Origin of the sequence: Sphingomonas turrisvirgatae, assembly GCF_001721295.1 — a bacterium.
GTDB classification, from domain to species: Bacteria; Pseudomonadota; Alphaproteobacteria; order Sphingomonadales; family Sphingomonadaceae; genus Sphingomonas; species Sphingomonas turrisvirgatae.
Map to the genome: position 1 here is coordinate 94,958 of NZ_MDDS01000003.1, position 25,605 is coordinate 120,562.

Here is a 25,605-nt window from a genome sequence, read left to right on the forward strand (position 1 = left end):
CGCAAATCAAGCCGCCCGCAGTTGCGGGTGTCCGCCGGTGCAGCGGTGCGGCTCCACCGTGACGTGGACCAGTTCCTCGTGGATCGTCACCCGCGCGGCGTATTCGGCCGGTGACAGCGGCTGGTCGGCGACGAGCGAGACGATCGCTGCGAACTTGCCGGGGCCGACCTGCCAGACATGCAGGTCGGTGATGACCGCATCGCCGTCCTCTATCCCTTCGCGGATCTCCTGCTCGAGCCCTGGATTCGCGCTTGCGTCGACCAGCACCCGGCCGGTGTCGCGCAGCAGGCCCCACGACCAGCGGGCGATGACGACCGCGCCAACGACGCCCATCGCGGCGTCGGCCCAGGCCCACCCGAGATAGCGCCCCGCGAGCAGCGCGACGATGGCCAGGACCGACGTCAGCGCGTCGGCCAGGACGTGAAAGTAGGCGGAACGCAGGTTGTTGTCGTGATGGCCGTGCCCGTGGGCATGGTGATCGTGACCATGGTGGTCATGTCCGTGCGAATGCCCGTGGTGGTGATCGGCACCGAGCAGCCAGGCGCTGACGAGGTTCACGGCGAGGCCGAGAACCGCGATCCAGAGCGCTTCGCCATAGGCGATGGTCGACACCGCGAAGAGGCGCATGATCGACTCCGCCCCGATCCCAAGCGCTATGAGGGCCAGCACGAGCGCGCTTGCAAACCCGGCGAGCTCGCCGACCTTGCCGGTCCCGAAGGTGAAGCGCGGATCGGAAGCGTGGCGGCGGGCATAGCCGTAGGCGAGCGCCGCGACGCCGAGCGCCCCTGCATGGGTCGCCATGTGGAACCCGTCGGCAAGCAGCGCCATCGAGCCGGTGAGCCAGCCGGCGACGATCTCGACGACCATCATGGCGGCGGTGAGGACGACGACGTAGCGCGTGCGCCGGGCGTGATGGTCATGTGCGTCGCCCAGGAACACGTGTTCGTGCACATGCGCGCTGGTCTGATCGTGGTGCATGGGCTGCCCCGGGTGAAGGTAAAATTGACCGGCGCCTATACAGGCTCAGTCCGATCCCGAACAGTCGGGCGCCTCGATTGGGAAGCGGCCGGTGGCCCCCGCCGCAGCGGGGGCCGGGGGGTCACTGGGTGCGCTTGCCGCGCGCGCGCAGCCACGCGTTGAGCTGCCCGACTTCCCGCGTCTGGTCCGCGATGGTCTTCGTCGCCATCTGGCGGACCCGGGCGTCGCGGGTCTCGCGCAGCACGATGCGCGACATCTCGATGCCGCCGCGATGGTGCTCGATCATCTTGCGGACCCAGGTCTCCGTCGCGCCGGCGCCGACGGCGGCCATCATCTTCTCGTGCATCCGCATCTCGGCCGGCGGATATGGATTGGCAGGCGTCGCCTGCATCGTCATTCCGCCCGGTTGGCGGTGACCGGCATGGCCGCTCTGCTGCGCAACGGCGGTGCCGCCCGCGATGGCGGCGAGGGCGATGGCGCTCAGGACTGCTTTTCTCACACGAACTCTCCAGTTGCCCCGCTCATCCACCATACGCGGGAGCGCCGGCTACCCCTCCGCCCTGCGGCGCCTTCTTCTCGGCCAGCGCAGATAGAGCAGGATCGTCCCGGCGATCGCGAGCAGAAGCCCCCCGGCGGCGAAGGCCTTGAGCCATGGCGTGTTGAAGTTCTCGTGCTCGCTCCAGTCCATGATGTGGAGCGCCCAGAAGAAGTCGTAGAAGCGCCAAGTTTCGGTGCGCACGGCGGCGATCCGCCCGGCCTCGTCGACATAGACGCGCGTCGCATCCGGATCGGCGAACGCGACCTGCCAGGCGGGCAGCCGTCCGTTATACTCGGCGGTGTTGGCAGTGACTCGGGTCACCTCGAACAGGGGTTTCGGTCGGCCCGTGTAGGCGGCCGATGCGATCTCGCCCGCGGCCGGGGCACCGACCGCGGGAAGCAGCGCCCCGGTCAAGGCATCGTGAATCCGAAACGTGCCCGGCGCGGTCTCGATCTCGACGATCGGCCGATCGAGAAGCAGGCGATAGCGCGCGCTGCGTATTTGCGATCCCGCCGCGATCCGCTCCAGCGGGGCATAGGACCGCGTCGGAAGCACCCCGGCGGGTTCGCGCTGCACGAGATGCTCGCCACGCACGCGCTCGATCGGCAGCAGGCTCATCACCAGACCACTGGTGAACCAGAGCAGGAGCTGAACCCCCACGACGAGCGCCAGCCAGCGGTGAAGCCGGCTCGCGCCTATGTGCAGCTGCATCCTCGTGCTTCGCATTCGCCCCCCTTGACGTCAGGCGCGCCTCACTGGCGCGCAAGCATGCCCTTCATCTGATCGATTTCCTGCTGCTGCGAGCGGATGATGTCCTGGCACAGCGTCTTCAGCTCGGGGTCACGCAGCGACGCCTCGCGGCACATCAGGATCGCGCCCGAGTGGTGGGGGATCATCGACCGCAGGAACGCCGTGTCGCCGATCGTCGTCTGCGTGCGGATGAGCGCAAAGCTCGCGACGAACACGACGATCGATCCGACCAGCAGCAAGCCGTTGGCGCGCTTCGACGGGAACATGTGCGGCATGGCGACGATCATCAGCACGATCATCGGCGTGACCATCATCAGCGCCATGTAGAACATGTTGAGGTTGTTGTAGAAGCTCGACAGGCGGTCGATCATCACGAACATGACGAAATACATGATGATGCCGCCGACCAGCGACTGCACCGCGAGGTTCACATAGGGGTTCTTCATCCGGCTACTCCCTGCTGCCCGCTCGCCCCCCGGCCAATCAGAACCAGGCGCGAACGCCCGCCACCACGCTGAAGCCGCCGGTGCCCTCGCCCGCGGCGCGGGCATAGCGCGCCGTGTCGCCGAGCCTGCGCTCCCAATACACGCCGACATAGGGCGCGAACTCGCGTTTGATCTCGTAGCGCAGCCGCAGCCCGGCTTCCGCGTCCGTCAGTCCGGACCCCAGGCCGCTGGACGGCACGTCCTGCGCCGACAGGTTCAACTCGACGCGAGGCTGCAGCACGAGCCGCTGGGTGATGCGCTGGTCGTAATAGCCTTCCAGGCGCCCGAACACGTCGCCCTTGTCGGACAGGAACAGCGCGCCTTCGACGTCGAACCAGTAAGGTGCGAGCCCTTCGAAGCCGACCGTGGCGTAGGTGCGGTCCGGGCCGGGCCCGAAGTCCTGGCGGACGCCAGCCTGCAGGTTGAAATAGGGCCCGACGGCCCGGCTGTAGAGCGCCTGCACCTCGCCCTCGGTATTCTCGCGGAACGTCCCTTCGCCCTCGCTCTTGATCGTCAGGCGGTTGATGTCGCCGCCATACCAGAACTCGCCGTCCCACCTGTAGCCGTCACGGCCGTCGCGGAACTGCACCTCGGCAAGGTTCAGCATCAGCTGCGAATACGACATGCCGCCATGCTCGCGGCGCAGTGCCGTCCGCGCGGGTGCCATCGCGTCGCGGCCCCACACGCGATCGGCGTAGTTCGCCTCCGGCGCTGCCGGTGCGGGTGCGTTCCCGGCGGGCAGCGCGGTTCCGACCGTGCCCATCGAAGCCGGGGCTGCGGCAGGCGCGGTCGCCCTGGGCGTGCAGTGACCCATCGCGGCGTGCTCCGGCGGACAGTCCGGATCGCTCGCGGCGGCAGCAGCAGGCGCGGCAGCCGCGGGGGGTGCAGCCTGTTGCGGCGCCGATGCCTCGGGCCTGCAGTGGCCCATCGCCGCATGCTCGGGCGGACACGACGGATCGACCGGCGCGGCGGCAGGTGCCGCATCGGCCCGTGAGGGCGGTGCCGAACGCTGTGCCGGGCGCGCGGGCGCCTTGGCCGCCGGCTTCGGCCTGGCCGCTGGCTTCGGCCTAGCCGCCGGCTTGGGCTTGGCGGCCGCCTTGGGAGTCGTCGCCTTCGGCTTGGCGGCCGTGGGCATCTTGCAATGGCCCATCGCCGCGTGTTCGGGCGTGCACTGGGCCGCCGAAGCCAGCAGCATGGCGCTGAGGACGAGGCTCATTTCGTATCTCCGTCGCGCGGCCGGACGGAGACGACCTGCATCATCCCGGCGTGCATGTGGTAGAGCATGTGGCAGTGGAAAGCCCAGTCGCCGACGGCGTCGGTGGTGACGTCGAACGTGGCGGTGCCGCCCGGCTGGACCTGGATCGTGTGCTTGCGCGGCGCGAACTCGCCATGACCCGTGACGAGCTCGAAGAAGTGCCCGTGCAGATGGATCGGGTGACCCATCATCGTGTCGTTGACCAGCGTGACGCGCACCCGCTCGTCCTTCAGGAACGGGATCGGCTTCCTGACCTCGCTGAGCTTCTCGCCGTCGAACGCCCACATGTAGCGTTCCATGTTGCCGGTGAGGTGAATGCGCATCGACCGGTCGGGCGCGCGCACGTCCGGGTTGCGGTCGACCGCCATCAGGTCGGTGTAGACCAGCACCTTGTGGCCGACGTCTTCGAGGCCTTGGCCGGGCTCGCCCATCCGGTCGACCGGCATCGGCGAGATGGTCTGCACGGTCGGCGTCTTCTTGACCTCCGGCGCGACCGAGAAGTCGCGCATCGAATGATCCATGCCGCCCGAACCGTGGTCCATCGCGCCCTGCTGACCGCCGCCGGTCGCGGCGTCACCGGCCGGCTTGCAGTGACCCATTGCGGCGTGTTCCGGCGGACATGCCGGCGCCGCCGCGCCTGCCGGCTTGGCGGGGCCCATGGCGGAATGGTCCATGCCCGCCATCGATCCGCCGGATCCGTGATCCATGCCGCCCATGCCCATGTCCTTCATGTCGGCGAGCGGGCGGCGGCGCAGCGGCGGGACGGCGGCGGCCATGCCCTCACGCGGCGCGAGGGTCGCGCGAGCCATGCCGGACCGGTCGACGCTCTCGCCGACGATCGTGTAGGCGCGCTCGTCGGCGGGCTGGACGATGACGTCGTACGTCTCGGCGACCGCGATCTGCATTTCGTCAACGGCGACGGGGCGGACCGGCAGGCCGTCGGCCTGAACGACGGTCATCTTGAGGCCGGGGATGCGGAAGTTGAAGGTCGTCATCGCCGAGGCGTTGATGATCCGCAGCCGCACGCGCTCTCCGGGCCGGAACAGGCCGGTCCAATTGTCGCGCGGGCCGTGGCCGTTGACGAGATAGGTGTAGGTGCTGCCGGTCACGTCGGCGACATCGGTGGGGTCCATGCGCATGGCGCCCCATTCCAGCCGTTCCTTGGCCGACTGGTCCTTGCCCGCGAGCAGGCCGGCCAGCGTCTGCTTCTGGAAATTGAAGTAGCCGCCCTGCTGCTTGAGCTTCTTGAAGATGATGTGCGGGTGCATCTGGCTGTGGTCGGACAGCACGATCACGTGCTCGCGGTCCGACTGGATCGGGTCGACGCCCTTGGGGTCGATGACGATCGGGCCGTAGTGGCCGAGCTGCTCCTGCAGGCCCGAATGGCTGTGATACCAGTAGGTGCCCGACTGCACGATCGGGAATTCGTAGGTGAAGGTCGAGCGCGGCTTGATGCCGGGGAAGCTGACGCCGGGCACGCCGTCCATGTGGAACGGCAGGATGAGCCCGTGCCAGTGGATCGAGCTGTCCTCGTCGAGCGCGTTCTCGACATGCAGCCGCACGTTCTGGCCTTCGCGCAGGCGGATGAGCGGGGCCGGCACCGTGCCGTTGATGCCAATGGCGTGGCTCTCGCGACCGTCGATCATCATCATCTGGTGCGCGATGCGCAGGGTAATGTCCTCGCCCGACACCGTCGGCAGCGGCTTGACGATCCCTGCGGATACCGACTGCGCCCAGGCGGGCATGCAGGCCGCGAGAGCGAGGCCGCCGCCGGTCAGCGTGGCACCGCGCAGAAGCTGGCGGCGATCGATGGTGCGCGTCATGGATGTTCCGGTGTCTGCCAAAGGTGGATCTGCCTTCTGATACGCGCCGGACGCCCTTAGCCCTCGATCGTTCCAGCGCCCGTTCGGGCATGCCTCGCCAATGCGGGGGGCGCTCGTCGCACATCCGGCCGGCGACGGCTGGCGCGGCGCGCTTCAGACCGGTCCGCGACGAGTGGCCGCGCTTCGGCCAGCGCCGCCGCGTCGATGCGACGCGGATCGGGCGCGCCGTCCCGGGCGCGATCACACCGTCAACCCGACGGCACCTGACCGCCAGTCCGAAAGGGGGGCGGGGAAGAGCCTTACGCGAAGGAAAAGAGCATGAGCGAACTCGACCTGTCGGGTATCGACCCGCTGCGTCGCGGCGAGGTCAGGCGCCGGATCGGCGTGCTGGACCGCTATCTCGCCATCAAGCGCCCGACGCGCGCCGATGCGGAACGGCATGCCGGCGAGATCGGCATCGGCGTCGCCCAATTCTACCGGCTGGCCAAGGCCTGGCGCCTCCACCGCAAGCCGCAGATGGTCGGGGTGGGAGAGCGAGGGCGGCCCAGAACGCGGCGCGACGGCGTGCCCGAGAAATCGCGGTCGATCGTGGTCGAGGTCATCGGCGAACTCGGCGCGGATGCGAAACTGGCCGACCTGCTCCGCGAGGTGGCACGGCGATGCGACGCTGCCGGCACGGTCACGCCCTCGCGCGGCGCCCTGTGGACCTATGTCATGGACGCGCGCGCCACCAGCCCCATCCGGACCGACGAGCCGCGCCGCATCGTGGTTGGACGCGTATGGGCCGAACTGCCCACGTTGCACGGCGACGGCAACATGTTTCCCGAGGTCGCGATCGCGATGCTGCTGCCCGAACGGACGATCATCGGCAGCGACGTGTCACTGGACCCCGGCAAGCGCGGCAGTGCGGCACTGGCGCTCGCCCGAGCGTTCGCGACCATGGGCGACGTCCCCGCCGACCTGCAGGTCGAGGTCTCCGCCGCCGACCGCGAAGAGGTGCTGCCGGTGCACCTCGCGCGTCTCGGTCGCGAACCGCTCCTTGGGGGAAGGTCCACAGGGACGACGATCGCCAGCAACCTGGGCCGCATGGTCGGCGGGCTGCGTATCCTGCACCGGCCGCACACCGCCAATCCGGATCGCCTTCTGGCCGCCAGATCCGTCACACCGCTGGACGGTGACACCGCGGCGACCGAGGTGGATCGCGCGATCCGCCGCCACAATGCGATGATCAGCGGCGATACGGGCGATGTCCTCGCAGGCCGTGATGCGCGACTGCGGGCATGACGCCCGGAGCAAGAACGACATCGGCCACTTCGCCGGCGCGGGACTCGCTGCGGACGGGCATCCCGCCTACGGCGGCAATCACGCCATGGACCTCACGTCTACCGGTGGAGGATCATCGGCTGCCGACGAGTCGAGATCAACGTCCGGGAGCGCGTGATGCTGCCGAGGAACAAGCCCAGCATGCGCCACTTCAGCCGTCTCCAGTTTCGAGGTGCCCTCGGCACATCCGGCACGTAATGACCCTTTATGGGCGAAATCGCCCGCCAAGTCGTGCTGCTTGCCGACAACCTGCTAAGATCGGCTGACAAAATTCTCGATCCCATAAAGAGTCATTCTGTAGAATGACCAATCGGGGCGGAAATCGGCGTTCGATTCAAGGGCTTAGGTAAAATGACCGCTTATGGGAGCGGAAAATTACCTCTTATGGGCGAAGTGACAATGTGGCGCGCAGCCTACCCTGTTCGGGGCGGTGGTGGAAGGGACTGGATTCGAACCAGTGTACGCTCACGCGGGCAGATTTACAGTCTGCTGCCTTTAACCACTCGGCCACCCTTCCATGCGGCACGCCGAAGCGAGTGCGGGCCAATGCCCAAGCGGCCGCCGCCTGTCAACGCCTGTCGGCGTGGAAATAGCGCCCTTGACGCGCGCGCCCTACGCGGCCAAACGCGCCCCGCATTTCTGAAAAAGTCCGGCTGCCGAGTCCTGTCGAAGGGCGGCCTGGGGCTCGCCCGGCAGGCGGAGACGTGTATCCATGGCAAATGTTGCAGTGATCGGCGCCCAATGGGGTGACGAGGGCAAGGGCAAGATCGTCGACTGGCTGGCGAGCCGCGCCGACCTGGTCGTCCGGTTCCAGGGCGGTCACAATGCCGGCCACACGCTCGTGGTGGGCGACAAGGTGTACAAGCTCTCGCTGCTCCCTTCCGGCCTTGTCCGCGGGACACTGTCGGCGATCGGCAACGGCGTCGTCTTCGATCCCTGGCATTTCCGTGACGAAGTCGCCAAGCTTCAGGCGCAGGGCATCGAGATCACGCCCGAAAAGCTTCAGGTGGCCGAGACTGCGCCGCTGATCCTCCCGTTCCATCGCGACCTCGATGCGCTGCGTGAGGATGCGAGCGGCGCGGGCAAGATCGGTACGACCCGCCGCGGCATCGGCCCGGCGTACGAGGACAAGGTCGGCCGCCGCGCGATCCGCGTCTGCGACCTGGCGCATCTCGACGATCTCGACGCGCAGCTCGACCGCGTGTGCGCGCACCACGATGCGCTGCGCGCCGGGTTCGGCCAGCCGCCCATCGACCGTGCCAAGCTGCTCGACGACCTGCGCGAGATCGCCGACGCGGTGCTGCCCTACGCCGCGCCCGTCTGGCTGACGCTCAAGGACGCGAAAGAACGCGGCCGCCGCATCCTGTTCGAGGGCGCGCAGGGCGTGCTGCTCGACGTGGATCACGGCACCTACCCCTTCGTCACCTCATCCAACACGGTGAGCGGCAGCGCTGCGTCCGGTTCGGGCCTCGGCCCAGGCTCGGTCGGTTTCGTGCTCGGCATCGTAAAGGCATATACCACCCGCGTCGGCTCCGGCCCGTTCCCGTCGGAACAGGACAACGAGATCGGCGAGCAACTCGGGACCAAAGGGCGTGAATTCGGAGTCGTCACCGGACGCAAGCGCCGCTGCGGCTGGTTTGACGCGGTGCTGGTGCGGCAGTCGGTGGCGGTCAGCGGCATTACCGGTATCGCACTCACCAAGCTCGACATCCTCGACGGGATGGAATCCTTGCGCATCTGCACCGGCTACAAGGTCGGCGACAAGCATTACGACTACCTTCCGCCCGCCCCGCAGGATCAGGCACGCGCCGAAGCGATCTATGAGGAGTTCGAGGGCTGGAGCGGTTCGACGGCGGGCGCACGCAGTTGGGCGCAGCTGCCGGCGCAAGCGATCAAATATATTCGCCGGATCGAGGAGCTGGTCGGTTGCCCCGTCGCACTCGTCTCCACCAGCCCGGAGCGTGAGGACACCATCCTGGTCCGCGACCCCTTCGCAGATTGAGCTGGGAAGCCGCCAACGAGAACGGCCCCGCGCACTATCGTGCGTGGAGCCGATTTCATTCGCCGCCCCGGACGTGGCGGGGGATCAGACCACGCCCGGAACGACGAAACTCAATAGGTCGCGTTCGGCGGCGTGGTCTCAGTATCCGTGCCGTTGGCCGTGGGATCGGCGCTCGGCTCGACATCGGTGCCGTTCGACTGCGTCTCCGGGGCCGTTGTATCCGGCGGGGTACCGTTGTCAGGTGCGGGCACGCCTTCATTCGTCATATTGTTCTGGAGCGGCGTATCCTGTCCGCTCGGCAGATTGGCGAGTGCTGCGGTCGAACCGCAAAGGACGATCAGGCCGAATAAAGTCTTGGTGCGCATGGTAACTCCTGGTGAACGTGGCATTTTGAGTAACGAGCCAGTACACCGAAAGTAACCCGGCGGCCCTTCGGCCCGCCCCATTCCTGCCGCATTTCGCCCCCGGCCAGAGCAGATTCAGGGACGAAACGATCGTGTCAGTTCCGACCGGTCTGGGCGCGATGCAGCAATTTCTGGTCCGCAAGCACCAACGCCATCATGGCCTCGACCACCGGGACGCCGCGTATCCCGACGCACGGATCGTGCCGCCCCTTGGTGCGTATTTCCGTCGGCTGCCCATCGCGTCCGATGGTCTCGACCGGCGTTAGGATCGACGCCGTCGGCTTGAACGCGACGCGCACGCGGACCGGCTGCCCCGTGGAGATCCCGCCCGCGATGCCGCCGGCATGGTTCGCCAGAAACTGCGGCCCGCTGCTTTCCTCCGTCCCCGGACGCATCGGATCGGCATTGCCCTCGCCGGTCGACATCGCCGCAGCGAACCCGTCGCCGATCTCGACGCCTTTCACCGCATTGATGCTCATCATTGCCGCAGCAAGCTCGCTGTCCAGCTTGGCATACAGCGGCGCGCCCCAGCCGGCCGGCACGCCATATGCTTCGCAGACCACGATCGCGCCCAGTGACGAGCCATCCTTGCGCGCAGCATCCACGGCCTGCTCCCACTGCGCGGCGGCGGTCGCGTCGGGCGAAAAGAATGCGTTGTTGTCGATCTCGGCCTCGTCGAAGCGCGAATACAGGATCGGAATGGTCCCGATCCGCTCGACCCAGGCGCGGATGCGAACTTCCGGGATGACCAGCCGTGCCACCGCCCCCGCCGCCACCCGGCTTGCCGTCTCGCGGGCCGATGAACGCCCGCCGCCACGATAGTCGCGAAGACCGTATTTGGCGTCATAGGCATAGTCGGCATGGCCGGGGCGGTAGGCGTTGGCGACCTCCGAATAATCCTTCGACCGCTGGTCGACATTCTCGATCATCAGGCTGATCGGCGTTCCCGTCGTGCGCCCCTCGAACACGCCGGAGAGGATACGGATCTGATCCGGCTCCTGCCGCTGCGTCGTGAACCGCGACTGTCCCGGCCGCCGCTTGTCGAGGAACGGCTGAATTTCAGCCTCGCTCAGCGCCAGGCCCGGCGGGCACCCGTCCACGACCGCGCCGATTGCCGGCCCGTGGCTCTCACCCCAGGTCGTGAAGCGCAAGACGCGTCCGAAACTGTTGTAGCTCATGCCGCTTGCCCCAGCATCGCAAACGCCGGTGCATGTTCGGCCTTTCCTCGCGTCGCGCAGCCCAGCGACTGCGCGCGCAGCGGCTTGGCCATCAAATAGTCGCCGGCATAGGGCGACTGGAAACCCTGCGCGTGCTCCGCCGAAAAACCGAACCGCTCGTAGAAGGCTGGATCGCCCAGCACGAAGCATACCGCCGCGCCGGCATCGCCCAGATGGTTCAGCCCGGCCTGGATCAGCGCTTCGGCGACCCCTTGCCTGCGATAGGGCGCGGCAACCGCGACTGGCGCCAGCGCTACGGCCGGGACTGCCCGGCCGCCGCCGTCGACGCTCATTCGGCTGAACGCGACGATCCCGGCCAGTTCCCCGCTCTCTTCGTCATCCGCGACCAGCGTCAGCACCATGTCGCCGTCGATACACAGCCGCTGCACCAGCTGCGCCTCGTCCGCGGAGGGAAAGCTACGCCGCAGCAGCGCGTCGATCGCGGCGACGTCGCCGCCAGTGGCAGGGCGAACCGCGATCGTCATGTCAGGCGAGCGCGATGTCCGGTGCGTCCTCGGCCTTCATGCCGATGACGTGATAGCCGGCATCGACGTGATGCGTTTCGCCGGTGGTGCCGCTCGACAGGTCGGAGAGAAGATAGAGGCCCGCCCCACCGACATCCTCGATGGTGACGTTGCGCTTCAACGGTGCGTTGAGCTCGTTCCACTTCAGGATCAGGCGGAAATCGCCGATGCCGCTCGCCGCCAGCGTCTTGATCGGTCCGGCGCTGATCGCATTGACGCGAATATTGTCGCGGCCCAGGTCGACCGCCAGATACTGGACGCTGGTCTCCAGCGCTGCCTTCGCCACGCCCATCACGTTATAATGCGGGATCACCTTCTCCGCGCCGTAATAGGACAGCGTCAGCAGCGAGCCGCCGCCCTTGCCCGTTTCCGGATCGTACGCGGGCATCATCGCCGACGCGCGCTTCGCCACCGCGACGAACGAATAGACACTGATGTTCATCGTCATCAGGAAATTGTCGAGGCTGGTGTCGACATAGCCGCCGCGCAGCTCGTTCTTGTCGGAAAAACCGATCGCATGGACGACGAAATCGATCGTCGGCCAGCGTGCAGCCAGCGTCTCGAAAGCAGTATCCAGCGCCGCCATGTCGCTGACATCGCAGTCGATCAGAAAATCGCTGCCAAGCTCCTGCGCCAGCGGCCGCACGCGCCTTTCCAGCGCCTCGCCCTGATAGCTGAACGCCAGTTCGGCACCATGTTCGGCCAGCTTCTTGGCAATCCCCCAGGCAAGCGAGCGATCATTCGCCAGCCCCATGATCAGCCCGCGCTTGCCCTGCATCAATCCGGTCACGCTCTTCCTCCGGTTCCTTTGCCGGCCCCTCTAGTCCAGATACAGGCACTTCCGCCAGAGCCGCGTTGAGTTCGGCGCCGATCACAACGCCAAAACCGATCAGGAAGAAGAAGATCAGCGCCACCATCACCCCGGCCAGGCTGCCATAGGTGAGGCCATAGCCGCCAAACGCGCCGATGACGGCGGGCAGCGCAAAGGTGCAAGCCATCCACCAACCCGTGACGAATAGCGGCCCGGGCCATTTGGGGCAGCCCGTCTTGCGATAGCGCCGCGGTGTCAGCGTGTAGAACAGGATATAGAGTGCGCCGAACAGCCCGACCGCCGGCGCGACCTTGCCCACCGAGACGATCCGTTGTGCATCCGATGCAAAGGGGATGACGCGCCAGATGAACTGTTCGGCGCCCACCAGCAAAACCTGGAAGCTGAACGACATCATCAGCAGGATGACGGCGGCGATGACCATGCCGATCGCGCCGAGCTTCAGTTTCAGGAACGAACTGCCTGATTGCACGCCATAGGCTTGGCGCAGGATCGCTCGTACTGTCTCGATGAAGCCCGATGTCGTCCACAAGCCGACGATCGCCCCGAACCACAGGAGCGAGCCCGAGCGTGCTTCCAGCACTTCGATGATCGCGGGGCGCAGCAGGCTCGCGACTTCGGGCGGAACGGTGCGCAGGAATGCCGCCGCCGCCTGCAAGCCATCGCCCGTCCGCCCCAGCAACCGCGCCACTGCGGTCGCCACGATAAAGAACGGAAACAGCGCGACGAGCGTCAGATAGGCAAGGTTGCCGGCATGCGTGAACCCGTCGTTATAGGCGCCGACGAACACGCGCTTCGACACTTCGATCGCGCGTTCCGTGACGCCAAGGTCGGTCAACCGCTTGTGAAACCCGTGCCGCCGTGCCTCGGGACTTTCGGATGAGATTGCGGCGACGGGCGGGGTTTCTTTCACGCAGATTAGACGCCCAGCCGCGAGCGCAGGTTCCCTCCGCCTTCCCAATGACTGACGAACTCGGTGAGTTCTGGGTCGCCCGCGGGGATTTCAATCATCAGCGTCACCAGCAGGTCCCCGCGCCCGGTCTTGCCGTGGAAGCCGCGTTCCTTGAGGCGCAACGTCTTGCCCGAACTCGATCCCGCCGGGACCTTCAGGTTCACCGCACCCTCCGGCGTCGGCACGCGCACCGCGGCGCCCTCGACCGCTTCCTTGAGGTTGATCGGGAGGTCGAGCCGAATGTTGTCGCCATCGCGGGTATAGAAGCGGTGCGGCTCGATCTCGATCGTCACGATCGCGTCGCCATTGCCGCCCGGTCCTGGATCGCCCTTGCCCGACAGCCGCATCTGCGTACCGCTCTCGACCCCCTTGGGCAGCTTCAAATCGATCGCCGCGCCGTCGCGCAGTTGGATCCGCTGCGGCTTCAACGCGGCAGCGTCTTCGAACGGCACGCGCAGGCGATAGGCGACATTGGCACCCTTGGCCGGGGCGGCACGTCGGCCGAAGCCCTGCGAGAAGCCGCCTTGCTGGCCGCCCATCCCGGCGCGACCGCCGAACAGGCCCTCGAAAATGTCACCGATATCGGCTTCGCCGCCGCCGAAGTCGAACCCGCCGCCGCCCGGCCGGAACCCGCCCTGCGGCCCGCCGCGCGCGCCGCCGAAACCGGCGCCGAACGGCGAGGTCGGGTTGCCATCGGCATCGATCTCGCCCCGGTCAAACCGCGCGCGCTTGTCCTTGTCCATCAGCAGGTCATAGGCCTGCGTGACGGTCGAGAACTTTTCGGCCGCCTTGGGATTGTCCTTGTTGCGATCGGGATGCAGTTCCTTGGCGAGCTTGCGATACGCCTTCTTGACTTCGTCCTCGCTCGCACCGCGCGACACGCCCAGCGTCGTGTAAGGATCAGCCACTTCATTCCCCGTTATGTTTGTACCCGTGTTGGCTTGCTACATCGGCGTCGACTACGCCGGTTGCAAGTCGCTCGTTTCCAGCGGCTCGACATCGACCGATACGGTCATATTCTGCGCACCATAGCCCAGGATCACGCCGTCGACCGGGGCGATGTCGGCATAATCGCGGCCGATCGCAACGATGACATGGTCGCTCGCCATCCAGATGCCGTTGGTCGGATCAACGCCGACCCAGCCGCGCTCGGGCCCGCACCACAACAACACCCAGGCATGGGTCGCGTCCGCGCCGACCAGCCGCGGCATTCCCGGCGGCGGCAACGTGCGCAGATAGCCCGAGGCATAGGCTGCCGGCAGCCCCGCCGCGCGCAGGCCAGAAATCATGATCTGCGCGAAATCCTGGCACACGCCTCCGCGCTTCACGAACGCGTCATAGGGGGTGGTGTCAACCAGCGTCGCCGTGGGATCAAAGGCGAACTCGCGCTGGATGCGTTGCGCCAGCGCGATCGCCGCCTCCAATGCGCCGCGGCGCGGATCCAGGTCCTGCGCGCACCAGTCGGCAATCTCCTTGTTGAGCGGCAACAGCGGCGATGGGAACAGATACGCGGCCGCACTCGCCGGGCCGGCGTCGCGGCTCGCCCGCGCCAGCACGGCAATTTCGCCGAGCGTCGGATCTGCAGCATCCGGTACCGGCACCGGGCGATCGACCGTGATGCGGCAACGGCTCTCGATCGTCAGGCTGGTCGATGCCTGTTCCACAACCAGCCGCACTACATTGGCCAGCCCTGCCTCCGCCCGCGCGGGCGAGGTCCGCCCGCCCGGCTCGACCACCAGCGCATAATCGTGCAGGTCCTGGCCCGACCAGACGATCGGTTTCAGACGCAGATTGCACCGCGCAAAGCCGACCGGTTCGGCATAGTCGAAGCGGGTCACATGGCGGATGTTGTAGAGCATCAGGCGAGCACCAGCCCTGCGGCGCGCAACGGCTCTGCGCCCTGCAGGAAATAGCGCCGCGCAATCGCATCCGACAGGCTGGAAAGGCGATTGGCAATATCGGCAAGCTTCAGTTCGTCCAGGCTGGCTGCCTGCGTGGTCGCGATGATCGCTGCGAGCGCCGCGGCCTGCGCCTGCTGATCCTCGGCCAGGCCATCGTCCGACAGCACCGGCAGCTTGGCCAGGTGATCGGCGATTGCCGCCACCTGGAATGCGATCGCGCGTGGGTTGCCGGGATCGAGCGCAACCAGATCGAGCACCGGCACGCGCGCGATCCCCGTCAGGTAACGCTGGCGATAGCTGATCTGACTGTCCGCCAGATCGAGCAGGGTGGAAAGGTCATCGCTTGTCGCCTGCACATGACCAAAGCCTCGGATGGCGCGGATCGCGGCCATGGCACGTTCCACGCGCCGGCCAAGGTCGTGGAAACGCCAAGCATCGGTGCGCCCCAGATGCTCGGCACCCAGTCCTGCCAGCGCATAATAGCGCCGCTGCAACGTGCCGGCGCGGTCGAGCGCGCCGCCTTTGCTTGGGAACGGCGCGTCGAGCAGCTTGATCATGTCCGCGGACAGCCGGTCGCGGCTTACCGCACCGATGCCGCGCGCCTGACGGTTGACCGTGCGCACGCTGTTCCAGCCGTCCGTTCCGTCCATCGCCGCGGCCGCAAAGCGCGTGAGGTCACCGCGCTTGAGGCTTGCCGGCAATGCCGCGGCACCCGCCTGGCCGAGCGTGTCCACCAGCCGCTGCACCGTTTCGGCTGACAGCGCTGCGCCGGTGTCGGCGCTAATCGAATGACCGAGTAGCGATCGCACCAGCCCCAGCAGCGCTTCGCCGCGCTCCAGATACCGTCCCAGCCAGAACAGATTGTCGGCTACCCGGCTGGGCAGTGTGCCGGGGTTGCGGCGCAATTGCGTGGTGTCGTCGCTCGCCAGCAGCGTCACCGGCGCGACGGATTGCGGCCCATAGATCACCACGTCCGCCGACCAGCTTCCCTCACCCATCACCGCCGCGCGCTCGTCGGGATGCTCGCCGATCTTGGCAAAGCCGCCCGGCAACACGTGCCATTCGCCTTGTGGGCCGCGCGCCGCGAAGACGCGCAGGGTAAAGGGGCGTCCGGCAAGGCCGCTTTCAGTGATGACCGGCATGGTCGACAGCCGCACCACTTCCCGCCCGACATAATCTTGCGGCCGTCGCGCAAAGTCGGCGACCAGCGCGGCGCGCTGATCGGGCGGCATGTTCGATCCCAGCACCGCTGCGCCATCGCCCAAAACGTTGGTGCCGACCCCGAACGCCGGGGCGATCAGCATGTTGTCGAGATCGGCGGCGACCTCCGCCGCCTCGCGAGGCTGCCCGCACCACCAGGTCGAGACGCTGGCGAGGCGCAGCTGCTCGCCGGTCAGGCGCGTGCACAGGCGAGGCAGGAAGGCGGCGAATGCCGGCGCTTCCAGCAAGCCGGCGCCCGGCGAGTTGGCGATTACCACCTCGCCGGCCGCCATCGCGTCGATCAGCCCCGCGACACCGATCTGCGAGTGCGAATCGAACGCCAGCGGATCGACCATGCGCGGGTCCACGCGATGCCACAGCGCGTCCACGCGCTTCAGGCCCGCAATGGTGCGCAGATAGACGCGGTCTTCCAGCACGGCGAGATCGCCGCCCTCGACCAGCAGCAGGCCAAGATAGCGGGCGAGATGCGCCTGCTCGGCATAGCTGGGGTTGAATTTGCCCGGAGTCAGCAACCCGATGCGTGGATCGCTGCGCCGGCACCGCGCCGCCAGGCCTTCGCGAAACGCGGCAAAAAACGGGGCGTGGCGCTCGATGTTCAGCCGCGATTGCAGCCCGCCCACCATCCGCGCCATCGCCAGCCGGTTCTCCAGCGCATAACCCGCCCCGACCGGCGCGCGCAACTGATCGGCCAGCACGCGCCATTCGCCGGTTGGCCCCCGGCACAGATCGACCGCCACGAAATTGAGGTGGAACCCGCCCGGCGGGGTCAGCGCCATCATCGGCCGCAGGAAGAACGGGCTTCCGGTCAACAGCGCGGCCGGAATATAGCCGCCGCTCACCAGTCGCTGCTCGCCATAGCAATCGGCGATCACTGCCTCGAGCAACTCGGCACGCTGCGCGACGCCGGCGGCGATCCCGTCCCATTCGCCCTTCGCAATCAACAGCGGAACGGGCGACAAGGGCCATGGCCGCTCCTCCCCCTCGCCCGCGATGCGAAAGCCGGTGCCGATATCCTCGGCATGGCGCTGCGCCCGCTCACGCGCATGGCCCAGATCGTCGCCCGACCGCCCGGCCAGTTCCTCCAGCGCGGCAGTCCAGGCCGGATCGTCGAGTCCCGCAGCGTACAGCACGTCGGTCGCCGGAGTCGCGGCGCGATAGTCCGCCATCCAGCGGGCAGCGATTGTTGCCGCATCGAACAAGGATGTCTCCGCCGCGCTCGCCACTGGTCGCCCCTTTCGCGGTGCCTTGTGCGGCTTAACATGCGGCGGTGCAATAAAGTTCGGGTTGGGAGGGTGACCCGACTAAACCTCTGGCAACACCTGCTCGGCAACGCCCCAGCCCTTGAGCGCGCGCGAGTTCGCTCGTTCGATCAGCGCCGTCGCATCGCGCACGCTCCACTTCTGCGGCGTGTCGATGTCGCGCAATTCGGTCCAGCCGACCGGTACCGCCACCGGCGCGCCGGCGCGCGCGCGCGCGACATAAGGCAGCACCGCCGTCGCCCCGCGCTGGTTGCGCAGATAATCGATGAAGATCCGCCCCTTGCGTTCGATCTTCTTCAAGTTCGCGGTGAAGCGATCCGGCTCGGCCTGTGCCAGCGCGCGGGCGAAGCGTTCGGCGAACGACTTGACGGCTGGCCACTCGGCCTGCGGAACCAGCGGCACCACCACATGCACGCCCTTGCCACCTGACAGCATCGGATAGCTGGTCAGCCCCAGGTCGGCCAGGTGCCGCTTCAAGTCCGCCGCCGCCGACTTCACCTTCTCCCAGTCCAGTCCTTCGTCGGGATCGAGATCGAAAACCACGCGATCTGCTTTCTCGACATCGCTGACCAGACTACCCCAGCCGTGAAACTCGATCGTTCCCATCTGCACGCAGGTCAGCACGCCGTCGATATCATCGACCCACAGATAGGGTTCGAGATGCCCGTCCTTCTCGCGGATATCGACATGTTTGACGTGCTCGCCGAAGCTGCCCGCATCATGCTTTTGAAAGAAGCACTGCTTGGCCCGCCCCTGCGGACATCGCACAAGGCTGATCGGCCGGTTGGTGACCCACGGCAGCAGGATCGGCGCGACTGCCTGATAATAGTCGGCAAGATCGCCCTTCGTGACGTTGGAGTCGGGGAAGATCACGCGGTCGCGGTTGCTGATCTTCACGTCGCTCGGCTCGACTTCGGGGGCGGCGACCGCCTTCTCGACCACCACGTCTTCCGCCGGCTTGTCCTCGCGCAGGCCTAGGAAGCTCGCATGCCGCACGACATTGTCCGCGGTGAACTCGGCGAAGGCCACTTCGGCGACCAGCTTCGGCGTCACCCAATGCGCGCCGCGCTTCGCCTCGCGCGGCACTTCGACCGCCGGGGACTTGCGCGCGAGCTTGTCGAGCTTTACCCGTAACGCGTGTCCCGTGGCCATGTCGAACCCGGTGCCGACCTTGCCCGCGTACCGCAGCGCGCCGCCTTCGTTCAGGCCCAGCAGCAGCGCGCGAAAGCCCCGCCCCTTCGCGCTGCTCTCGGTCCAGCCCAGGATCACGAACTCCTGCCGGCGCGTGCATTTGACCTTAAGCCAGCTCTTGGTCCGCGTGCCGCGATATGGCGCGTCGGCGCGCTTAGACACGATCCCCTCATGCCCTTGCGCGCACATCGCCTCAAACAGCTTCTCGCCCGCGCCCAGCACATGCTCGGAGAACTGCAGGCGCGGATCGGCGCCAGCGAGCACGGCGCGCAGCCGTTCCTTCCGCTCGATCTGCGGCAGCTTGCCAATGTCCTCGCCATCCTGCTCGATCAGGTCGAAGCCGAAAAAGGTCAACTCGCCCGATCGATTGGAGAGCGTTTCCTGCAGCGTCGAAAAGTCGGGCTTGCCGTCCTTGAACGCCACCACCTCGCCATCGATCAGCGCCGACCCGACCGACAGCCCCGCCGCCGCCTGCGCAATGCTGGCGAACTTGTCGGTCCAGTCGAGCCCTGATCGCGTGAACAGCTTCGGCCCGCCCCTCCCCACCGCCAACAGCGCGCGGTAGCCATCATATTTCATCTCGTGCAGCCAGCCATTCCCGGCCGGCACGGAATCGACCAGGGTCGCCAATTGCGGCTCGCGGAACCCCGGCACGGGACCGGCCTTGGGCCTGGGCGAGGTCTTGCGTTTCACGGCCGGCTTGCCCGGCTTCACCCCCTTGGCGATCTCCTCCATCGTCCGCCCGGTCTTGACGCTGGTCAGACCCGTCTCGACCAATTCGTCGGTCGCCCCCGCAAACCGGTCTTCGATCTTGCGCAGCAGCCAGTTCTCGCGCTTCTCCTTCCCGCGCGGCTTCAGACGGATCAGCAGCCACTCGCCTTTCATCCGCTCGCCGGCCAGCGTGAAGTGCAGATGCCCCTTCTCCAGGTCCTTCGCGCTCTTGCCGGGGATCGGCGCCCATTCGCCTTCGTCCCACAGCATCACCGTGCCGCCGCCATATTCGCCCTGCGGGATCGTTCCCTCGAACGTCGCATAGGACATGGGGTGATCCTCGGTCCGCACCGCGAGCCGCTTTTCGGCGGGGTCCAGGCTCGGCCCGCGCGTCACCGCCCAGCTTTTCAGCACGCCGTCCACTTCGATCCGGAAATCCCAATGAAGCCGCGTCGCGTCGTGCTTCTGCACGATGAACTTGCGGCCCTGGCCTTTGGCGATCTCGCCTGCCGGCTCGGCGGTCTTGGCGAAGTCGCGCTTGGCGTTGTATTCGGCGAGCGGGTCGGTGCGGGCCATCGTCTCAGGCCCGCTTCTTGGCGGGCGCCTTTGCCGCTGGCTTGGCCGCGGCCTTCTTGGTCGGCGCCTTTTTCGCAGCAGCCGGCTTCTTCGCGGGCGAGGCGGTCCCGCCACCCGGCTTTTCCAGAGACTTCTTGAGCGCCGCCATCAAGTCCACGACGTTCGACCCGCGCGGATCGCCGCCATCCTTTTCCTCGATGATCTTGCGGTTCGACTTCTGCTTCTTCTTGCGCTCGATCAGCCCTTTCAGCGCGTCGACATAGCGGTCGTGGAACGCCTGCGGGTCGAACTTGCCCGACTTCTTCTCGATCAGCGATTCCGCCAGGCCGAGCAACTCGGCATCCGGCTCCATGTCCGGAATGTCGCGAAAATAGCCCTGCGCCTTGTTCACCTCGTCGGCATAGCGCAGCGTTTCCAGCACCATGCCGCGCCCGCACGGTTTCAGACTGACGACATATTCGCGACCGCGCATCGCCAGCTGCCCCAGCCCCACTTTGCGAGAGCGCCGCAGCGCCTCACGCAGCACGACGAACGCTTCTTCGGCCAGATCATCGGCCGGCACCACGAAATAAGGCTTCTCATAGTAGAGAACGTCGATCTCGTGCGCGTCGACGAACTGGGTCAGCTCCAGCGTCTTCTTGGACTCCAGCTTCACCGCATCGATCTCGTCCTGCTCCAGCAGGACATAATGACCCTTCTCATATTCGAAACCCTTGACGATCTCGTCGAGATCGACCGGTCCCACGCCGGGCACGACCTTCTCGTATTTGATGCGCTGACCCGACGGCTCATGCACCTGGTGGAACGCGATCTGCGCGCCAGATTTGGTGGCGGAATAGATTTCCACAGGGATCGAAACCAGCGCGAGGCGGATCTGTCCCTGCCAGTAAGCGCGCGCGGCCATCGTCGTGTCTCCTCGTTGCGAGACCGATTCAAAGCTTGGGATGCAGACTCGTTCCGCCTATCTCTGCGAGCATGACGACCGATCCCTTCGCCCTCTTCGATTCATGGTTCGCCGAGGCTCGCAGCAGCGAGATCAACGACTCCAACGCCATGGCACTGGCCACGGTCGACGCCTCGGGCCAACCATCGGTGCGCATGGTGCTGCTCAAGGGCCACGGTCCCGATGGCTTCGTCTTCTACACCAATCATGAAGGGCGAAAGGCTGCCGACCTGGCTGCCGTGCCCAAGGCCGCGCTGCTGTTCCACTGGAAGTCGCTGCGCCGCCAGATCCGCGTCGAGGGCACGGTAACTCACACCACCGCGGCCGAGTCCGATGCCTATTTCGCCACGCGCAGCCGGGATTCGCAGCTCGGCGCCTGGGCCAGCGATCAATCACGCCCGCTGGCTGACCGTGCAACATTCGAAGCGCGCTACGAGGAAATGCAGGCGCGGTTCGCGGGCGGCGACGTGCCCCGCCCGCCGCATTGGGGCGGCTATCGCGTGACGCCGCATGCAATCGAATTCTGGCAGGATCGCGCTCACCGCCTGCACGAGCGCCGCGTATTCACGCGAACGGCCGACGGCTGGCGGGAAGGCCTGCTCTACCCATGACGGTAACGGCGACCCGCGCCGCCATCGCCAGCGTCGTCACTGCGCTCTTCCTTGGTGCGCTAAAAGGGTACGCCGCGTGGAAGACCGGCTCCGTCGCGATGCTCGCCAGCCTTGCCGACAGCCTGCTCGATCTCGTCGCGAGCCTCGTTACCCTTGCGGGCGTGCGCATCGCCGCGCAGCCGGCTGACGCCGCGCATCGCTTCGGCCATGGCAAGGCCGAGGCGCTCGCCGCGCTGTTTCAGGTCGCGCTGATCTCGGTTTCCGCCAGCTTCATCGCCGTTCGCGCGGTGCAGCGCTTTCTGTCGGGTGACGTTTCGGCCAACCCCGAATCCGGCATCGCAGTGTCGGTCATCGCGATCGCCGCGACGCTTGCGCTCACCGCCTATCAACGCCGCGCCATCGCCGCGAGCGGATCGATCGCCGTGCGCACCGACCAGCTGCATTACCAATCCGATCTGTTCCTCAACCTCGGCGTCATCGCCGCGCTGGTGATCGACCAATATCTACATTTGAGGGGCGCCGATCCCGTGTTCGGCATCGCCATTGCGCTATGGCTGCTGTGGGGGGCCTGGCGCGCCGCAAGCGAAGCGATGGGCCAGTTGATGGACCGTGAATGGCCCGAGGAAAAGCGCCGCGCGCTCGTCGAATGCGCTGCATCCGACCCGCGCCTGGAAAGCCTGCACGACCTGCGCACGCGCACCAGCGGCGCGCAGGATTTCGCGCAGTTCCACATCCACCTGCCGGGGCAGATGAGCGTCGCCCAGGCGCATGACGTGACCGAGGAACTGGAGGCCAAGCTGGAGGCCGCCTTTCCCGGCACCGAAATCCTCATCCATGTCGATCCCGTCGGCCAGGTCGATCAGCCGGGCGATCCGCTGCGCGAGGCGGACGAGATCGGACAATTGAAGGACGCGACATGAAGCTGCCCTTTGCCCAGATCGACGCCTTTGCCGACCGTCCGTTCACCGGCAATCCCGCCGCGGTGATCCCGCTCGACGCGTGGCTGGACGATGCCGTGCTGCAAGCCATCGCCGAGGAAAACAACCTTTCCGAAACGGCGTTCATCGTGCGCGATGCCAGCGCTGCGGCGGATTACGAACTGCGCTGGTTCACGCCTGCCGTCGAAGTGGCGCTATGCGGCCATGCGACGCTTGCCAGCGGCCATCATGTGCTGAGCGCCGATCCGGCGCTGAACCGAGTCAGCTTCCGCACGCGATCGGCCGGCATCCTTTTGGTCGAGCGTGAGAGCGATGGCTATGCCATGGCCCTCCCCGCCTATCCACCTGCGCCCGCCACGATCCCGGGCTTGCTCGAAGCGCTCGGGGTCTCGGGCGGCGAGACGCTGCATCACCCCAATGGGTATGATCTGACCGTTCTCGACAGCGCGGCGGCGGTGCTGGGGCTTCGGCCCGATTTCCGCGCCCTGGCCGCGCTCGGCAACACGCTCAACATCGTCACCGCGCCCGGTACGCAAACCGACGTGGTAAGCCGCGTCTTCGCGCCCGCAGCCGGCATCGACGAAGACCCGGTGACCGGCTCGGCGCACAGCGTCCTCACGCCCTATTGGACCGCGCGTCTTGGTCGCGAGCGCTTCACTGCGTTTCAGGCGAGCCGTCGGGGCGGCAAGGTCGATTGCGAACTGGCGCAGGACAGGGTGATCCTGCGCGGACGCTGCGTCACGGTGATCGAGGGGACATTCCTGCTCTAGTCGAGTCCGATCCATGCCGTATCGGCCGCCGTCTTTCGCGGGGGCAGGGCGGCGATGGCGTTCAGCCCCGCCATGTCGGCCAGTCGCACGGTCATCCCGTTGCGTTCGATCAGCCCGCGCCGTTCCATCTCGCGCACCATGCGATTGACGTGCACCGCCGTGAGCCCCAGCATGTCGCCCAGCTGTTCCTGCGTGATCCGCAGCTCGAACCGTCCCTCTTGCGCCTGCCCCACCCGCTCGAGCCGCAGGTTGAGATCAAGCAGGAACGAGGCGAGCCGCGCGATCGCCGTCGAGCGGCCAACCGTCGCCAGCCGATCCATCAGGGCGATGCGTTCCTTCTGCGACGTCAGCATCGTGAACGCCATCAGCCGCGGCGAACTGGCCATCAATTGCCCCAGCGTCTCCAGCGGCACCTTACGCACCGTCACCGGGGTCAGCGCGGTGAGCGTATCGACCGCCCGCTCGACCGCCATGCTGCTGGTTCCGAGCCAGTCGCCGGGCAGGTGCAGCTTCAGGATCTGCCGCTCGCCGTTGCGCAACAGCATCGACGATAGGACCCATCCGTCGACCAGCAGATACATCGACCGGTCCGTGCTGGATTCGGCGCGCAGAACGGCATTGCGCGGCAGCTCGATCGGCCCGCTACCCAGACTGCGCATTCGCTGGAAGTCATCGTCGGCAAGGCAGGCAAAGTCGCTCAGCCGGTGGTCGGGATAATTTTTTTGCACGGCAGCCCCTGGAAAGAAGGAAACCGTAGGGCGCAGCCCGTTGCGCCGCATTGATCTAAGCTATTTTCTAGCTTGTAATCAGTTTGCGATCAACTCGGCCCGCTCGGTTTCGCGAATCCAGCCACCACCCAGCACGCGTTCGCCGGAATAGAGCACCGCCGCCTGGCCGGGCGCCACGCCATATTCCGGCATTTCGAACAGCACCCGGTCGCCCTCGATCCGCGCCGGCACGGGCTTGGCGAGCGAGCGCACCTTGACGCTCATCGGCCCGTCGCTCGCCGCATCATATCCCGCGCCCAGCCAGTTCAGCCCGTCGATCCGCGCCGCGCGCACCGCCAGCGCCGACTTGGGCCCGACCACCACCTCGCGCCGCGCGGCGTCGAGGCGGACGACATAAAGCGGCTCGGGCGTGCCGCCGATCTCCAACCCCCGCCGCTGGCCGACGGTGAAGTGGATGAGGCCGCGATGCTCGCCCAGCTTGCGCCCCGTCTCGTCGACGATGTCGCCCCGCGTATCCGCTTCCGGCCGCAGCTTCTTGACCAGCCCAGCATAGTCGCGGTCGGGCACGAAGCAGATGTCCTGGCTATCGGGCTTTGCTGCGACGCCAAGGCCGATTTCCGCCGCCAACTCGCGCACTCGTGCCTTCGGCATCCCTCCAAGCGGAAAGCGCAGGTAATCGAGCTGCGCCGCGGTCGTCGCGAACAGGAAATAGCTCTGGTCCCGTGCCGGGTCGGCGCCTCTGTGCAGTTCCGGCCCGGCGCGGCCGATAACGCGCTGCACGTAGTGACCGGTCGCCAGGCAATCCGCGCCCAGGTCGCGCGCGAGTGCGAACAGGTCGGTGAACTTGGGACCCATGTTGCACTTCACGCACGGGATCGGCGTTCGCCCGGCCAGATATTCGTCGGCGAAGTCGTCGATGACCGTTTCGCGAAAGCTGGACGCGTGATCGAATACATAATGCGCGATGCCCAGCTTGTCGCACACGGCGCGGGCGTCGCGGATGTCACGCCCGGCGCAGCAACTGCCAGCACGCCCGACCGCCTCGCCATGATCGTAAAGCTGCAGTGTCACGCCGATCGTCTCGGCGCCCGTCTGTGCGGCCAGCGCCGCCACGACCGAGCTGTCGACGCCGCCCGACATGGCGACGACGATTCGCCGCGCGTTCAGCGGCTCGGCAAGCTGGAAATCGCCTGAGGGCATGGCCAGCCACATAGTGCCGCGCAGCCGCAGATGCAAAAAGCTCGGGCCATTTACCCCCCTTTCAGCCTTCGCCGCTACCCATAGACCTGTGTTCGACTCAAGGTGAGTGGCGTTTGTGGACTTGAGCTATCGCTTCGACCGGAATGTGATCGACCGCGCGGCGGTCACCGCGATTCCGACTGAACTTGCCATCCTGATGGTGGGCGTTGCCGCGCGTCAGGCGACCAGCCGCACCGCGCGGCTGCAATATGACCTCGACGCGCCGCGCCCTGCCGGCAGCCTGCTCGCGCCGGCCGATGGCGCGTTCAACGGCGCGGTCGAACGGGCGTTGGCCGACCGCCCCGCCCCGTCAGGCACGGCGTCGCCCGACGCCGCGCTAACGCCCTGGCAACCCCGATGAACGCGCTGTTTACCGTGCCGCTTAGGCGATGCTCAAGCCAGGCCGCTTATGGTCGTTACAGAATGAAGACGGGGGC

24 protein-coding genes and 1 tRNA gene are annotated in these 25,605 nt (G+C 66.9%); 6 read left to right on the forward strand and 19 right to left on the reverse strand.

The window, feature by feature from the left end; genetic code table 11:
* Positions 1-6: 6 nt before the first annotated feature.
* From dmeF to BFL28_RS00515, 6 genes are all read right to left on the reverse strand, one after another.
* A complete protein-coding gene (gene dmeF, locus BFL28_RS00490) occupies positions 7-978 on the reverse strand; it encodes a CDF family Co(II)/Ni(II) efflux transporter DmeF (RefSeq protein ID WP_069318680.1) in 972 nt (323 codons plus the stop codon).
* A 121-nt stretch (positions 979-1,099) separates the two neighbouring features.
* Positions 1,100-1,477: a DUF305 domain-containing protein gene (locus tag BFL28_RS00495; protein WP_241527159.1), complete on the reverse strand. Its 378-nt coding sequence runs from the start codon at positions 1,475-1,477 to the stop codon at positions 1,100-1,102.
* A 48-nt stretch (positions 1,478-1,525) separates the two neighbouring features.
* Positions 1,526-2,242: a PepSY domain-containing protein gene (locus BFL28_RS00500; protein WP_069318681.1), complete on the reverse strand. Its 717-nt coding sequence runs from the start codon at positions 2,240-2,242 to the stop codon at positions 1,526-1,528.
* A gap of 26 nt (positions 2,243-2,268) precedes the next feature.
* Positions 2,269-2,712 (reverse strand): DUF305 domain-containing protein, encoded by a 444-nt coding sequence (locus BFL28_RS00505; RefSeq protein WP_066686856.1) that lies wholly within the window; start codon positions 2,710-2,712, stop codon positions 2,269-2,271.
* A 37-nt stretch (positions 2,713-2,749) separates the two neighbouring features.
* The gene (locus tag BFL28_RS00510; RefSeq protein ID WP_119184516.1) at positions 2,750-3,967 is read right to left on the reverse strand and encodes a copper resistance protein B; all 1,218 of its coding nucleotides are present in this window, start codon (positions 3,965-3,967) and stop codon (positions 2,750-2,752) included.
* Positions 3,964-5,829, reverse strand: coding sequence for a copper resistance system multicopper oxidase (locus BFL28_RS00515; protein WP_069318682.1), 1,866 nt, complete (start codon positions 5,827-5,829; stop codon positions 3,964-3,966). The genes BFL28_RS00510 and BFL28_RS00515 overlap by 4 nt, the downstream gene beginning before the upstream one ends.
* Positions 5,830-6,147: 318 nt before the next feature.
* On the opposite strand from BFL28_RS00515, the gene BFL28_RS00520 reads away from it, so the two are divergent.
* Positions 6,148-7,113, forward strand: a complete 966-nt coding sequence (locus tag BFL28_RS00520) for a hypothetical protein (protein WP_069318683.1) — start codon at positions 6,148-6,150, stop codon at positions 7,111-7,113.
* Between the two features lie 470 nt (positions 7,114-7,583).
* Here BFL28_RS00520 and BFL28_RS00525 read toward each other — a convergent pair.
* A tRNA-Tyr gene (locus tag BFL28_RS00525) sits at positions 7,584-7,669 on the reverse strand.
* A 195-nt stretch (positions 7,670-7,864) separates the two neighbouring features.
* Here BFL28_RS00525 and BFL28_RS00530 point away from each other — a divergent pair.
* A complete protein-coding gene (locus tag BFL28_RS00530) occupies positions 7,865-9,154 on the forward strand; it encodes an adenylosuccinate synthase (RefSeq protein WP_069318684.1) in 1,290 nt (429 codons plus the stop codon).
* Positions 9,155-9,264: 110 nt separating this feature from the next.
* Here the strand turns inward: BFL28_RS00530 and BFL28_RS00535 are convergent, their stop codons facing one another.
* The 10 genes from BFL28_RS00535 to ku all read right to left on the reverse strand — a co-directional run bounded on the left by BFL28_RS00535 (position 9,265) and on the right by ku (position 20,843).
* A complete protein-coding gene (locus BFL28_RS00535; RefSeq protein ID WP_069318685.1) occupies positions 9,265-9,519 on the reverse strand; it encodes a hypothetical protein in 255 nt (84 codons plus the stop codon).
* 134 nt (positions 9,520-9,653) lie between these two features.
* On the reverse strand, positions 9,654-10,736 hold the full coding sequence (aroC, locus tag BFL28_RS00540) for a chorismate synthase (RefSeq protein WP_069318686.1): 1,083 nt from the start codon (positions 10,734-10,736) through the stop codon (positions 9,654-9,656).
* Entirely contained in the window at positions 10,733-11,260 is a 528-nt protein-coding gene (locus BFL28_RS00545; protein WP_069318687.1) for a GNAT family N-acetyltransferase, read from the reverse strand. The genes aroC and BFL28_RS00545 overlap by 4 nt, the downstream gene beginning before the upstream one ends.
* Position 11,261: 1 nt before the next feature.
* Positions 11,262-12,089 (reverse strand): enoyl-ACP reductase FabI, encoded by an 828-nt coding sequence (gene fabI, locus BFL28_RS00550; protein ID WP_069318688.1) that lies wholly within the window; start codon positions 12,087-12,089, stop codon positions 11,262-11,264.
* On the reverse strand, positions 12,037-13,041 hold the full coding sequence (locus BFL28_RS00555; RefSeq protein ID WP_119184517.1) for a YihY/virulence factor BrkB family protein: 1,005 nt from the start codon (positions 13,039-13,041) through the stop codon (positions 12,037-12,039). Before BFL28_RS00555 ends, fabI begins: the two co-directional genes overlap by 53 nt.
* Before the next feature lie 5 nt (positions 13,042-13,046).
* Positions 13,047-13,988 carry a DnaJ C-terminal domain-containing protein gene (locus tag BFL28_RS00560; protein WP_069318690.1) on the reverse strand — a complete coding sequence of 314 codons (942 nt, stop codon included), beginning with the start codon at positions 13,986-13,988 and terminating at the stop codon, positions 13,047-13,049.
* A gap of 51 nt (positions 13,989-14,039) precedes the next feature.
* Entirely contained in the window at positions 14,040-14,939 is a 900-nt protein-coding gene (locus BFL28_RS00565) for a transglutaminase family protein (protein WP_069318691.1), read from the reverse strand.
* Complete coding sequence (locus tag BFL28_RS00570; RefSeq protein WP_069318692.1) at positions 14,939-17,425, reverse strand: circularly permuted type 2 ATP-grasp protein; 2,487 nt, start codon at positions 17,423-17,425, stop codon at positions 14,939-14,941. The genes BFL28_RS00565 and BFL28_RS00570 overlap by 1 nt, the downstream gene beginning before the upstream one ends.
* 78 nt (positions 17,426-17,503) lie before the next feature.
* Positions 17,504-19,939 (reverse strand): DNA ligase D, encoded by a 2,436-nt coding sequence (gene ligD, locus BFL28_RS00575; RefSeq protein WP_069318693.1) that lies wholly within the window; start codon positions 19,937-19,939, stop codon positions 17,504-17,506.
* 4 nt (positions 19,940-19,943) lie between these two features.
* On the reverse strand, positions 19,944-20,843 hold the full coding sequence (gene ku / locus BFL28_RS00580; RefSeq protein WP_069318694.1) for a non-homologous end joining protein Ku: 900 nt from the start codon (positions 20,841-20,843) through the stop codon (positions 19,944-19,946).
* A 71-nt stretch (positions 20,844-20,914) separates the two neighbouring features.
* Between ku and pdxH the strand changes: the two genes are divergently transcribed.
* The 3 genes from pdxH to BFL28_RS00595 are packed head-to-tail and all read left to right on the forward strand — an operon-like array spanning position 20,915 to position 23,201.
* Positions 20,915-21,493: a pyridoxamine 5'-phosphate oxidase gene (pdxH, locus tag BFL28_RS00585; RefSeq protein WP_069318695.1), complete on the forward strand. Its 579-nt coding sequence runs from the start codon at positions 20,915-20,917 to the stop codon at positions 21,491-21,493.
* Entirely contained in the window at positions 21,490-22,413 is a 924-nt protein-coding gene (locus BFL28_RS00590) for a cation diffusion facilitator family transporter (protein ID WP_069318696.1), read from the forward strand. Before pdxH ends, BFL28_RS00590 begins: the two co-directional genes overlap by 4 nt.
* Complete coding sequence (locus BFL28_RS00595) at positions 22,410-23,201, forward strand: PhzF family phenazine biosynthesis protein (protein WP_069318697.1); 792 nt, start codon at positions 22,410-22,412, stop codon at positions 23,199-23,201. Before BFL28_RS00590 ends, BFL28_RS00595 begins: the two co-directional genes overlap by 4 nt.
* Here the strand turns inward: BFL28_RS00595 and BFL28_RS00600 are convergent.
* A complete protein-coding gene (locus BFL28_RS00600; protein ID WP_069318737.1) occupies positions 23,198-23,929 on the reverse strand; it encodes a Crp/Fnr family transcriptional regulator in 732 nt (243 codons plus the stop codon). The genes BFL28_RS00595 and BFL28_RS00600 overlap by 4 nt on opposite strands.
* Before the next feature lie 78 nt (positions 23,930-24,007).
* The gene (mnmA, locus tag BFL28_RS00605) at positions 24,008-25,129 is read right to left on the reverse strand and encodes a tRNA 2-thiouridine(34) synthase MnmA (protein ID WP_069318738.1); all 1,122 of its coding nucleotides are present in this window, start codon (positions 25,127-25,129) and stop codon (positions 24,008-24,010) included.
* 106 nt (positions 25,130-25,235) lie between these two features.
* On the opposite strand from mnmA, the gene BFL28_RS00610 reads away from it, so the two are divergent.
* Positions 25,236-25,529: a hypothetical protein gene (locus tag BFL28_RS00610; protein ID WP_193790881.1), complete on the forward strand. Its 294-nt coding sequence runs from the start codon at positions 25,236-25,238 to the stop codon at positions 25,527-25,529.
* Positions 25,530-25,605: the final 76 nt, after the last annotated feature.